This window comes from Candidatus Pelagibacter sp. Uisw_092 (genome assembly GCF_047729545.1).
Classification (GTDB): Bacteria; Pseudomonadota; Alphaproteobacteria; order Pelagibacterales; family Pelagibacteraceae; genus Pelagibacter.
Window position 1 is genome coordinate 1069122 of the sequence record NZ_CP159824.1, and the last position, 13061, is coordinate 1082182.

Consider the following 13061-nt stretch of genomic DNA (forward strand, 5'->3'; position numbering starts at 1 on the left):
ATTAACTTCTTTTAGCAACTTTTAGATCACTTTGAATTTGTTTTCTTAATTGATTAACGTTTTTGAATTTTTTTTCTTTTCTTATAAATTTTATGAATTCAATTGATAAATACTTATTATAAAGATTTCCAGAAAAATTAAAAATATGAACCTCTAATAAGATTTTTTTTTGATTAAAAGTTGGTCTATACCCAAGGTTTGCAATAGCTTTTAAAGGTTTTTTAGAGTTTTTTTGTTTTACTGTGACCGCGTACACTCCTGGCATACCAATAACATAATCCTTAATATCTATATTGCAGGTAGGGAAACCGATCTTTTTTCCTTCTTGTCTTCCCCTTTGAACTATTCCTTCGATTGACCAATTTCTGTTTAATAATTTATTGGTTTTTTTTAAATCACCTTTTTCCAAAAGAGCCCTGATGTATGTAGACGAAATAATTTTTTGACTTAATATTAATGGTTTAGGTTTTACTATTTTATAATCATAAATTTTTTCATTTTTAATTAATTGATTAACATCACCCTCTCTTTTATTGCCAAATTTAAAATTATTACTAACAAATATATATTTTGCCTTTAATTTTTCAGATAAAATTTTTTTAATAAAAAAGTTAGATTTAATCTTAGAAAATTTTTTATCAAATTTTGAGGTAATTACAAAATCAACTCCTAAGCTTTTTAGAATTATATTTTTTTGATTAATATTTGAAATTCTGAAGTTTTTTATATTCTTATTAAAAAACATTTTAGGCATTGGTTCAAATGTTAAAACACCAATATTTAGATTAAATTTTTTTTTATAACTGTTTGCTAATTTAAATAATCTTTGATGGCCCACATGAACACCATCAAAATTTCCAATCAAAATTATTGATCTTTTATGATTTTTAGAAATATTAAAATTTTTATATAATTTCATGATTTTACCATTTAAGTTCTGTTTGAATAAAATTTACAACAACTTCATATTTTTTTAAAACTATATCTATTCCTTCTTTTTTAATTTCGTCTTTATGAACACCATTTAATATTAATAATGAGTCATAATTTAAAAGATTTGCTCCTTTTATATCTGTATTTAAATTATCACCAATCACCAAAACTTTTTTCCCTTTATTATCAATTGACTGATTATAAACTTCAGGGAATGGTTTTCCAAAATATATCACTTCTCCTCCCATTTTTTCAAAAACTAATGCTACTGATCCTGCACACAATTCTCTTTTATCACCCCTATCAACAATCAAATCTGGATTGGTGCATATCATTTTCTTGTTAATATGTTCTTTAAATAATTTTTTATAATAATTTAAGTCTTCACCCTGTTCTTCAAATAAACCTGTACACAACAAATAAGAGCTTTCTTTGATGTCTTCAGTCTTATTTTTTTTAAAATCTAAAAATAAATCAAAATCTCTAGTAGGTCCTAAATGATAAAATTTATCATCTAATAAATTTTTTTTTAAGTATCTCAGTGCGGCTTCTCCTGATGAATATACTTTTTCCCAAATCTCTTTATTCATTCCTATTTTTTCTAAAAATGACTTTACAGTTTTATTGGGTCTTGGGGCATTGGTTAAGAGAACGTATTGTTTTTTTGTTTTAGTAATTTCTTCTAATGTCTGTATCGCATTTTTATGAAGGTTTATTCCATTGTGAATAACTCCCCATAAGTCTATATAAAAAATGTCGTAATTCTCAACAATTGAACTTAATCCATTATTATCTAAATTTTCACTCATTGTGGGAGGTATAACTTATAAAAAACACAATTTCTCTCGTTTTTTGACCTACATATTTTTTTTACTTAACCTTGAAATAGTGAGGCTAATAGCTATATGAGTTGCATATTAAAAGGAGAATTTATGAAATTTAAACCGTTACACGATAGAGTTTTAATACAAGTTTTAGACAGTAGTGAAAAAACTGCTGGAGGAATAATTATACCTGATACAGCACAAGAAAAACCTCAAGAAGGTAAAGTTATCGCTGTTGGTGGTGGTGCAAAAACTGAAGATGGAAAGTTAATTCCAATGGATGTGAAAGTTGGAGATAAAGTTCTTTTTGGCAAATGGTCAGGAACTGAAATCAAAATAGACAGCAAAGAATACAGCATAATGAAAGAGTCTGACATTATGGGTATTTCAGGTAAATAATTTAAATTAAAGGAGAAAATAAAATGGCAAAAGTTGTAAAATTCGACTCTGAAGCAAGAGCGGCAATGATAAGAGGTGTTGATATCCTTGCTAACACAGTAAAAGTTACTCTTGGACCAAAAGGTAGAAATGTTGTTATCGATAAATCTTATGGTGCACCAAGAATTACTAAAGATGGTGTTACTGTTGCTAAGGAAATTGATCTTGAAGATAAATTTGAAAACATGGGTGCTCAAATGGTTAAAGAGGTTGCTAGCAAAACAAACGAAGAGGCTGGTGACGGAACAACTACTGCAACTATTTTAGCTCAAGCTATTGTTAAAGAGGGTGTAAAATATGTTACAGCAGGTATGAACCCTATGGATGTTAAAAGAGGGATAGATGCAGCAGTAGATCATGTTAAAGCTAACTTGGTAGCTTCAGCAAAAAAAGTAAAAGATACTGATGAAATTTCTCAAGTTGGAACTATTTCAGCTAATGGTGATAAAGAAATTGGTAACATGATTGCAAAAGCAATGCAAAAAGTTGGTAACGAAGGTGTTATTACTGTTGAGGAAGCAAAAGGAGTAGAAACAGAATTAGACGTTGTTGAAGGTATGCAGTTTGATAGAGGGTATCTATCACCATACTTTATTACTAACGCTGATAAGATGACTACTGAATTAGAAAATCCTTTCATTTTATTACATGAAAAAAAATTAACTAACTTACAACCAATGGTTCCACTTTTAGAAGCTGTTGTGCAAGCTGGTAGACCACTAATGATTATTTCTGAGGATGTTGAGGGTGAAGCTCTTGCAACTCTTGTAGTAAATAAACTTAGAGGTGGTTTAAAAGTTGTCGCAGTTAAAGCTCCAGGCTTTGGCGATAGAAGAAAAGCAATGCTTGATGATATTGCAATCTTAACAGGTGGTCAGGTTATTTCTGAAGACATAGGTGTTAAGCTTGAAAATGTTAAGCTTACAGATCTTGGTTCTTGTAAGAGAATTAAGGTTGACAAAGATAACAGTACTATTATTAGCGGAAATGGTAAAAAATCTGAGATTGAAGCTAGATGTACTCAAATCAAGCAACAAGCTGGTGAAACAACTTCTGATTATGATAGAGAAAAACTTCAAGAAAGACTGGCAAAACTTGCTGGTGGAGTCGCTGTAATTAAGGTTGGAGGTGCAACTGAAGTAGAAGTTAAAGAAAGAAAAGATAGAGTTGAAGATGCTCTTAACGCAACTAGAGCTGCTGCGGAAGAAGGAATAGTAGTTGGTGGTGGATGTGCTCTTTTATACGCTTCACAAAGTCTAACTACACTTAAAGTTAAAGGAGATGATCAAAAAGCTGGAGTTACGTTAGTGGCTAAAGCTTTACAAGCTCCTATTAGACAAATAACTTTAAATGCTGGAGTTGATGGTTCGGTTGTAGTTGGAAAACTACTTGAACAAAATAAAAAGAACCAAGGTTACGATGCTCAGAATGAAGAGTACGTTGATATGTTTGCAAAAGGTATCATCGACCCTGTTAAAGTTGTAAGAACAGCTTTACAAGATGCTGCTTCGATTGCTGGATTGCTTGTAACTACTGAAGCCATGATTGCTGACAAACCAGATGACAAAGATTCTGGTGGTGCTGGTGGAATGCCTGGTGGAATGCCTGGTGGCATGGGCGGCATGGGTGGCATGGGTGGAATGGGTATGTAATCCCACGCTTTCTAAATAAAATTTTAAAAGGGCAGTCTTTACTGCCCTTTTTTTTTGTCTGTATAATTAATGAAAGTTTAAGGGGGTTTTTTTATTAGGATGTTATAGGATTAAGATATGTCAAAAAGATACAGTGGAAAATCATTTAAAGACTTTAGCACTGCTAAAAAACCTAAATTAAGCCTGAAAGAAAAAAGAAAAAATAAAAAAGAAAAATCTAAAAAGTCTTAGACTTTAGCTCTTTTTTGACTATGTTTTTTGAAGGTAAAACTTTTAGGTCTATCACTTCTACTTTTAAATTTCTTCTTTCCATCAAAACTGAAACTTTTTTTCTCTCCACTAATTGATGAACTTTCAGATTTTTTTTTCCCAAAGTATTTAGGATTATTTGTAAAACCTGTTGGTTTCGAGTCATTTTTTTTAATAAAACTAGATTTTCTTTTGTAACCAAAACTTTTTTTCTCTCCATCTCTTGATGATGAACTAGATCTGGCATAACTAGATGGTTTTGATTTATCACCAAAACTAGATTTTCCTTTGTAACCAAAACTTTTTTTCTCTCCATCTCTTGATGATGAACTAGATCTGGCATAACTAGATGGTTTTGATTTATCACCAAAACTAGATTTTCCTTTGTAACCAAAACTTTTTTTCTCTCCATCTCTTGATGATGAACTAGATCTGGCATAACTAGATGGTTTTGATTTATCACCAAAACTAGATTTTCCTTTGTAACCAAAACTTTTTTTCTCTCCATCTCTTGATGATGAACTAGATCTGGCATAACTAGATGGTTTTGATTTATCACCAAAACTAGATTTTCCTTTGTAACCAAAACTTTTTTTCTCTCCATCTCTTGATAATGAACTAGATCTGCCGTAGCTAGATTTTTTTTCATCTCTGAATTTTCTTTTTTTGTTATATGGAGCTTTTCCTTTTTTGCCCCCTCTTGAATCTCTTCTTGCTCCACGTGGTGCAGGTTTAAAGTTTGGATCAATTAATTTGCTAATTTCGTTCCACATTGATCTATCATCAGGAGTTAAAAAAGTTAAAGCAGAACCTTCTGTTCCTGCTCTAGCGGTTCTTCCAATTCTGTGAACATAGTCTTCTGGAACTTGTGGTAAATCATAATTAATTACATGTTGAATTAAAGGAATATCCAATCCTCTTGCAGCAACATCCGTTGCAATTAATATTCTCTTAAGACCTTTTCTGAATGAAGTAATTACACGATCTCTTTTGCTCTGACGAAGATCTCCATGAATAGCATCGGCTGAATGACCCTCTTCTTTAAGGCGTTTAACCATTTTATCAGCACCTCTTTTAGTTTTAACAAAAACTAATATTGATCCTTTTCTAGATATAAATTGATCTACCAATTCATCATATTTATTTTCTTTAAAAACTTGAAGAGTTTCCTGTTTAATTTTAGCAATAGGAACTGACGTTGATCCTGTTGAAATCCTTTGAGGTTTATTTAAATATCTTTCTGAAATTCTAACAATGTTTTGTGGTAATGTTGCTGAAAATAATAAAGTTTGATGATCTTTTGGAACAAATTTTAAAATTAATTCTATTTGTGGAGTAAAACCCATATCTAGCATTCTATCAGTTTCGTCTAATACCAAATATTTAGTAGCCGATAAATTTAAACTTTTTCTTTTTAAGTGATCATTAATTCTTCCTGGTGTTCCAACAATTATTCTAGATCTGTTACCCAGTTGTCTAAGTTGTTTTTGCATTGCCTCTCCACCAATAAGTAAGGCAGTTTTAATATTAATTTTATCACTTATAATGCTTTTGATTGCAGCCATTACTTGAGTTGCAAGCTCTCTAGTTGGACACATAACTAACGCAAATGCATTTTTATCTAATATCAATTTATTAATTAGAGGAACACTAAAAGCCAATGTCTTTCCAGTTCCTGTTTGTGCTGTCCCTAAAATGTCTTTTCCCTCTAAAGCAACTGGTATTGCCATAGCTTGAATTGGTGTTGGCTTCGTAAACTTCATTTTTTCCAATGAATTTTTTAACGAATCTTCTATTTTTAATAATTTAAAGTTTTCCATTTGGGTATTTAGATTTTTTAAAACTTAAGGAGATATGCTCTTAATCCTTTAATACGTCTAATTTATATAGCGATATCTATACGTTTTTTTAATAATCACAAGAAGCGAATTTTTTATTAAAGTTGTTTTAACAAGGAAATAATGATTTTTTTTAAGTTTTCAAATGACTCAATTGATGTATAAGAGCCTGAAATTATGAATAACAATATTCGAAACATCACAATTATTGCCCATGTCGACCACGGTAAAACTACAATGATTGATACTCTTATGAAACAGAGTGGTTCATTTAGAGAAAATGAAGTTGTTGATGAAAGATTGATGGATTCTGGCGAATTAGAAAAAGAAAGAGGAATTACTATTTTAGCTAAACCCGCTTCAATCAATTGGAAGGATTCAAGAATTAATATTATTGATACACCTGGTCACAGAGATTTTGCTGCAGAAGTTGAGCGTGTATTAAGTATGGCAGATGGAGCATTATTGCTTATAGATTCTGCTGAAGGTGTAATGCCTCAAACAAAATTTGTTTTAGCAAAAGCTCTTAAACAAGGATTAAAGCCAATCGTTATAATTAATAAATTAGATAAAGCAGATCAAAGGGCCGATGAAGTATTAGATGAAACATTTGATTTATTTGTAAGTTTAGATGCAAACGAAGAACAGTTGGACTTCCCAGTTTTATATGCTAGTGGAAGATCTGGATGGGCAAGCAAAGAGGTTGATGGACCAAGAGAAAATCTTCATCCATTATTAGATTTAATTTTAGAACATGTTAACCCTGACGACCTCGATAAAACAAAACCTTTCGCAATGTTATCCACTCTGTTATATGCAGATAGTTTTTTAGGAAGAAGTTTGGTTGGAAAAATATCTCAAGGTACAGCAAAAGCTAATCAACCCATCAAAGCAATAAATCTTAAGGGTGAAAAAGTTGACGAAGGTAGATTAACTAAAATTTTTAGATACGAAGGAACAAAAAAAGTACCTATCGAAGTTGGTGAAGCAGGAGATATTGTTGTCATTGCGGGTTTAGAAAAAGCTAACGTGGCTGATACTATTTGTGATCTAGAAGTGACTGAACCAATCTATGCAACACCCATAGACCCACCTACTATGTCTATTACTATAAGCGTTAATAGTTCTCCCCTTGCTGGAACAGAGGGTAAAAAACTAACAAGTACTCAAATTAGAGACCGGTTGGTTACAGAAGCACAAAATAATGTTGGAATTTCTTTTTCTCAAAATGCTAACGTAGATGCTTTTGTTATTAGTGGACGAGGTGAGTTAATGCTTGAAATTTTATTGACACAAATGAGACGTGAAGGTTTTGAGATGACAGTTAGCCCTCCAAAAGTTTTGTATCAAAAAGATGAAAATGGAAACAGAATGGAGCCCATTGAAGAAATTACAGTTGATTTAGATGAGGAGTTTTCATCAAAAATTATTGATTCGATGAACAGAAGAAAAGGTAAATTACTTGATCTTAAAGATACTGGAAAAGACAAAAAGAGACTAATCTTTCATGCACCAACTAGAGGCTTAATGGGTTACACAAGTAGATTTTTAACTTTAACAAAAGGTACTGGTGTAATTAATAGAATATTTCATAGTTATGGAAAATTTGAAGGCGAAATGGATGGAAGAAAAAATGGTGCTTTAATTTCAATGGCTAGTGGAAAAGCTGTTGCATTTGCAATATTTAACTTACAGGCAAGAGGTGAAATGTTTGTTACTCACAATGATCCTGTTTATGAAGGAATGATTGTTGGATTAGCACCAAAACCTGGTGACATGATCATTAATGTTATGAAGGGTAAGCAATTAACGAACATGAGAACACAAGGTACAGATGAAAACGTTGTACTTACTCCAGTTAGACAAATGTCAATTGCAGAACAATTAAGTATGCTAAATACTGATGAAGCATTAGAAATTACCCCTAAATCTCTTAGATTGAGAAAAGCTATACTTAATCCTACTGATAGAAAAAAGAACGAAAAATCTGGAACACCTCTTTAATTAAAAGATTTTCCAACAATAAATAATCCTAAAGCAACAGCTGGGCCAATTCCAAAAGCAAAGAATAGAGTTCCTATTCCAACTGTTCCACCTAGATACCAACCTATAGACATTACAGTAATTTCTAAAAAAGCTCTGACAGCTGCTATTGGTAAGTTTGTTTTTTTCTGTAGTCCTATCATTAGTCCATCTCTTGGTCCGGGTCCTAAATTAGCAACCAAGTATATGCCGCCACCTAATCCAACTATAAGTACAGCCATGATGGCTAGCAATAATTGAGAAATATAATTTTCTGGTGTTGGTACAAACTTAATGCAGAAATCTATCATCAGACCAATAATTAAAGCATTTAGAATTGTTCCAATTCCAGGTTTTTGATTTAATGGAAGCCAAAAAAGTAAGACAACTATACTGATAAGTATAGTTATTATTCCAACAGAAATATTAATGTTTAAATGAATCCCTTGTGCAAGAACACTCCATGGGGAAGCTCCTGCTGTTGAAACAATTAACAATCCCTCACCTAATCCAAATAAAATTAAACCAAAACACAGAAAAAGAGATGTTGAAATTTTTGGTTTCAAATTAAAAGGTTTATCTGAGCTCCATGAAACTTTAGGAACATTTTTTATAGACAAAAACATAATTTAAATAATTATACACTTTAACAAGAAAAGAAAGTCTATTATCCTTATTTTTATTATGAAAAAAATTTTTATAAATATTATCTTATTTTTTTTGGTTTCAACAAATTCAAATGCTCATATTTCTCATTATAAAAATTTTAAGAAAATTGAGATGGAAATTTTTAGAAACAATGAATTGATTGGATATAATTATTATTTTTTTAAAACTAAAAATGGTGAAGTACAAGTAACCAATCAAACCAAAATTACTGTAAAATTATTAGGTACTACTATATTTGATATTGAGGGCTATGGTGAAGAAAAATATAAAAATAATAAACTAATCTCTTTTTATTCTAAGACTAAACAAAATAAAAAAGAAAAATTTGTAAATCTTGAAATAAATAAAGAAAATAATAAGTTCATAATTCAGGGTTCTTCATATTCAGGTGAGGCGAGTGAAGATAATATTATAGGAAACTGGTGGAATCACAAAATACTACAGGCTGAAAGTCAAATTAGTCCTGTCTCAGGCAGTATTAAAGAACAAGTTATAACATTTATTGCAAAAGAAAAAATTGAGCTTTATGGAAAAAGTTATGAAACTGAGCACTTTAAACTTAAATCCAAAAATCAAAGCCTTCCTGATAATAAAAAGTTAAATTTTGACATATGGTTCGATAAAAACACAGGTCTGATTATTAAAGTAAAATATTCAAGAATGGGTGAGTGGGAATATAGATTGAAAAGTTTTGAATAAAAGCTTACTTCTTAATTTTTAAAGATAGATCTTTAGCACTCAACCAACCAGACTCAAGTCTTGAACCTACAAACCAATCAGCACAAACTCCTAGTCCAATGGAGCTGTTCCAGTAACTTTTAATATTTAGTGGTTTAGAATTAGATGAATATTTCCATCCATGATTCTGGATATGAAAAACTTTATTTTTTTTAAAACTTGTAAGCTCAAAAAATTTGTTAATCAGTATTTTAGCATTATCTAATTTATTAATTTTATTCTTGTTTATTACTTTATTTGCCCATTTATAAGTGCTCTGTAACGTCCATAAATCATAATCACTTTTAAATCTTTTTTTACTATTCTCATATGCCGCCCAGCCTAAAATCTTGTCAGAAAAAAAATAGCTACTAATATCTGGTCTCACTTTTTTAGTTGCCATCATTATTGTGATATTGGCATCCATCTTAACTTTTTTATTAATAAATGAATGTTTAATATATTTTTTTGAAAGTTTTTTTAATTGAGGAAATGGGCAAGTTAATATCAAATATTTATAAAACCTTCGAGTACCATCAGAAAAATCTAGCTCCCAGAATTTTTCTTTATAAGTAATTTTTATAAGCTCAGTATTAAAAATACACTTAATATTTTTTAATAGATATTTGCTAATGGAATTATTTCCTTTGTTTCCAATTATCTTAATGTGCTTTTTATCTTCTTTTTTATCTTTATTTAAAAATATATGTTTTCCTGGCCATTTTTTAACTATCTTTTTGTTAATAAGATTATTCATAAATATTTTAAATTGACTACTTTTTGGAGAAATATATTGAACGCCATGATCAAAACTTTCATTCTTATTAAACTTTTTATTAGATGATCTTCCCCCCACACCTCTTGCCTTATCATAAACATCTAATGAGTATTTTTTGCTAAGAATGTTGGCAATTGTAGCCCCCGAAATACCTGAGCCAATAATACAAAAATCCTTCATTTACCTGCAACAACCATGCCCTCTACTAACATTGTTGGAGCATTTGTTGAATATTTAAACTCAAGGTCGTCTGCTAAAGTGATATTTTTAAACATATCGTTAAAATTTCCAGCTATAGTAATTTCACTAACTGGATATTTAAACACACCATTTTCTACCATAAACCCTGTTGCGCCTACGGAGTAATCTCCAGTAACTAAGTTACTTCCATGACCAATTGTTTCTGTAATATATAGGGTTTTTTGATTTAATTTTAAAAGATCTTTGTATGAAATAGATCCTTTTTCAAAAAATAAGTTACTTGTTCCGCCACTTCTACCATTTGACTTCAGATTTAATTTTTTCCCATTGTAAGTATCTACTAAATAATGTTTTAAAACACCTTGATCGACTAACTTCAATTCACTACTTTTTACTCCCTCAGAATCAAAGTACCGAGAACCCAGCCCTTTAACTATATTAGGTTTATCAAAAATATTTATTGAGGTTGAAAATATTTCTTGGTTTATTTGATCTTTTAAAAATGAAGTACCTCTTGCTATAGAGGATGCTGATATTGCACTCGCTAAAACACTTAATATTCCTTTTGAAATTCTTCTATCAAAAATAATACTAATTTTTTCACTTTCTATTTTTCGTGGATTTAGCTTTTGTATTGTTTTTTTTGCAGCCATTGTTCCAATTTGATTTGGTCTGAGCATGTCTTGTAAGTGACATGTGCTGGTAAATTCATAATCTCTTTCCATGCTATCATTAGAATCTTTTGCTATAGCAACGCATGATGCAGAAAAAAAAGAAGATTTATATCCATTTAAAAAGCCATCACTATTGGCCAATATAAAATTAGATTTAGATTCAGAAAAACCAGTTTCAGTATTGATAATCTCTTGCTTTTTAAACGCAGCCTCTTCAGCTTCTTTTAAATATTCAATTTTTTCATCATTTTCTATGTGATCATCATCATATAGGTTTAAATCATCGATTTTTTTTACTAACAGATCTTGATCTGGTAAAGAATTAAATTCATCTTCTGGTGTAATTTTTGTTGTTTCAATACACCTTTCTATTAAAGTTTTAATATTATCTTCAGTAAGATTTGATGACGAAATGCTAGATTTTTTTTTACCTATATAAGTTGTTAAGCTAACTCCCAAACTATCAGATCGATCCGACTCATCTAATTTTTTGTTTCTAAAATTAACTGTTTCAGAAATAGAATGTATGATGGCTGCACTAGAATCTGTTGCACCTAATTTTTTAGCTAAATCTATGCAAAATGAAGCTATTTTTTTTAAGTAATCTTGATCTTTAATCATTTGATTTATAGTTGGGTTCCACCAACGGTCATTTTATCAATTAAAATTGAGGGTTGAGCCACACCAACTGGCACACCCTGTCCCGCTTTTCCACATGTTCCAATACCCGGATCAAGCATCATATTATTTCCAACTAATGAAACTTCCTTTAAAATTGATGGGCCGTCACCTATTAATGTTGCCCCTTTAATGGGAGAGCCTATTTTACCATTTATAATTTCATAAGCTTCAGTACAATTAAATACGAACTTTCCTGAGGTAATATCAACCTGACCTCCTCCAAAACTAACTGCAAATATGCCTTTATCAACTGATTTAATCATTTCTTCTTGAGAGTATTTTCCATTTAGCATCATTGTGTTTCTCATTCTTGGGAGAACAACATGTTTATAACTTTCTCTTCTGCCACTTCCTGTGGATCTTGTATTCATTAATCTTGCATTCAAACGATCTTGCATAAAATTCTTTAATATACCGTTTTCAATTAAAACAGTTTTTTCCGTAGGAGTGCCCTCATCATCAATTGTTAAACTTCCTCTTCTATTGTGCAAAGTTCCATCGTCAACAATTGTTACACCTTCACTTGCAACTCTTTGACCCATTAAACTATGAAAAGCAGATGTTTTTTTTCTATTAAAGTCCCCTTCTAAACCATGTCCTATCGCCTCATGAATGAGTATTGCAGGCCATCCTGGACCTAAAACTACCTTCATTTCCCCAGCCGGTGCAGGTTTACTATCTAAATTTACTGAAGCAATTCTGAATGCTTCATCACATACTTTTTTCCAATTATCATCTTTCAGATATTCATCGTACGATTGTCTTCCACCAATTCCATAAACGCCTGTTTCCTTTTTTCCATTTTTTTCAAGCATCACCGAAACATTAAAACGAATTAAAGGTCTAACATCGGTTAGTACTTCACCACCTGATCTAATAATTTCTATAGATTTATGTTCCCCAGCAAAGCTAGCAGTAACCTGCTGAACAATACCACCTTTTGCTCTAGTATAACTATTAATTTCTTTTAAGAGTTCTAATTTAGATTTAAGTGATTTTTTTTCTATAGGATTAACATCTTCATAAATTTTCTCATTTGTTTTTGAAATTTCATGATTATAAACTCCATTCTGTGATTTCAATGTTGAACTTAAATTGTCAGCTGATTGTTTTAATGAACTTTTTGAAATTTCATTTGAATGTGAATAAGCAACAACCTCACCTGTTACTGCTCTTAAACCATAACCTAAATCAGAACTATAACTAGAACTTTTAATCTTATTATCATCAAGTACGATCGACTCACTTTTAGAATTTTCCAAATAAAGTTCACCGTCATCACATTTATTTAAAGTTTCAGAAACAATATTTTCTGCATCTTTTCTTGATAAGTCTGTTTTTATAAAAAAATCATTCATAGGAATCAAATAATGGTTATAATTATT

At 30.7% G+C, this 13061-nt stretch carries 11 protein-coding genes; 4 read left to right on the plus strand and 7 right to left on the minus strand.

The features are described from left to right. Nucleotide 1: 1 nt before the first annotated feature. Both ABXT63_RS05980 and ABXT63_RS05985 read right to left on the minus strand, forming a co-directional pair. Nucleotides 2–919, minus strand: a complete 918-nt coding sequence (locus tag ABXT63_RS05980; RefSeq protein ID WP_415320661.1) for a bifunctional riboflavin kinase/FAD synthetase — start codon at nt 917–919, stop codon at nt 2–4. 4 nt (nt 920–923) lie between these two features. Further along, nucleotides 924–1742, minus strand: a complete 819-nt coding sequence (locus ABXT63_RS05985; protein WP_415320662.1) for a TIGR01459 family HAD-type hydrolase — start codon at nt 1740–1742, stop codon at nt 924–926. A 123-nt stretch (nt 1743–1865) separates the two neighbouring features. Between ABXT63_RS05985 and groES the strand changes: the two genes are divergently transcribed. After that, on the plus strand, nt 1866–2156 hold the full coding sequence (gene groES, locus ABXT63_RS05990) for a co-chaperone GroES (RefSeq protein ID WP_169036150.1): 291 nt from the start codon (nt 1866–1868) through the stop codon (nt 2154–2156). A 23-nt stretch (nt 2157–2179) separates the two neighbouring features. Beyond that, nucleotides 2180–3847 carry a chaperonin GroEL gene (groL, locus tag ABXT63_RS05995; RefSeq protein WP_415320663.1) on the plus strand — a complete coding sequence of 556 codons (1668 nt, stop codon included), beginning with the start codon at nt 2180–2182 and terminating at the stop codon, nt 3845–3847. A gap of 227 nt (nt 3848–4074) precedes the next feature. On the opposite strand, the gene ABXT63_RS06000 is transcribed toward groL, so the two are convergent. Continuing rightward, nucleotides 4075–5916, minus strand: a complete 1842-nt coding sequence (locus tag ABXT63_RS06000) for a DEAD/DEAH box helicase (RefSeq protein ID WP_415320664.1) — start codon at nt 5914–5916, stop codon at nt 4075–4077. Nucleotides 5917–6111: 195 nt separating this feature from the next. Here ABXT63_RS06000 and typA point away from each other — a divergent pair, with 195 nt between their 5' ends. Then, nucleotides 6112–7938 carry a translational GTPase TypA gene (gene typA / locus ABXT63_RS06005; protein WP_415320665.1) on the plus strand — a complete coding sequence of 609 codons (1827 nt, stop codon included), beginning with the start codon at nt 6112–6114 and terminating at the stop codon, nt 7936–7938. On the opposite strand, the gene ABXT63_RS06010 is transcribed toward typA, so the two are convergent. Continuing rightward, a complete protein-coding gene (locus tag ABXT63_RS06010; protein ID WP_415320666.1) occupies nt 7935–8582 on the minus strand; it encodes a YczE/YyaS/YitT family protein in 648 nt (215 codons plus the stop codon). The two genes, typA and ABXT63_RS06010, sit on opposite strands and share 4 nt — an antisense overlap. Nucleotides 8583–8640: 58 nt before the next feature. Here ABXT63_RS06010 and ABXT63_RS06015 point away from each other — a divergent pair, with 58 nt between their 5' ends. Further along, entirely contained in the window at nt 8641–9324 is a 684-nt protein-coding gene (locus ABXT63_RS06015) for a DUF6134 family protein (RefSeq protein WP_415320667.1), read from the plus strand. Between the two features lie 4 nt (nt 9325–9328). On the opposite strand, the gene ABXT63_RS06020 is transcribed toward ABXT63_RS06015, so the two are convergent. From ABXT63_RS06020 to tldD, 3 genes are read right to left on the minus strand one after another with little or no spacing between them, the layout of a single operon-like run. Beyond that, nucleotides 9329–10300 (minus strand): NAD(P)/FAD-dependent oxidoreductase, encoded by a 972-nt coding sequence (locus ABXT63_RS06020; protein WP_415320668.1) that lies wholly within the window; start codon nt 10298–10300, stop codon nt 9329–9331. After that, nucleotides 10297–11616 (minus strand): TldD/PmbA family protein, encoded by a 1320-nt coding sequence (locus ABXT63_RS06025; protein ID WP_415320669.1) that lies wholly within the window; start codon nt 11614–11616, stop codon nt 10297–10299. The genes ABXT63_RS06020 and ABXT63_RS06025 overlap by 4 nt, the downstream gene beginning before the upstream one ends. Before the next feature lie 5 nt (nt 11617–11621). Further along, nucleotides 11622–13034 (minus strand): metalloprotease TldD, encoded by a 1413-nt coding sequence (tldD, locus tag ABXT63_RS06030; RefSeq protein WP_415320670.1) that lies wholly within the window; start codon nt 13032–13034, stop codon nt 11622–11624. Between the last annotated feature and the right edge of the window lie 27 nt (nt 13035–13061).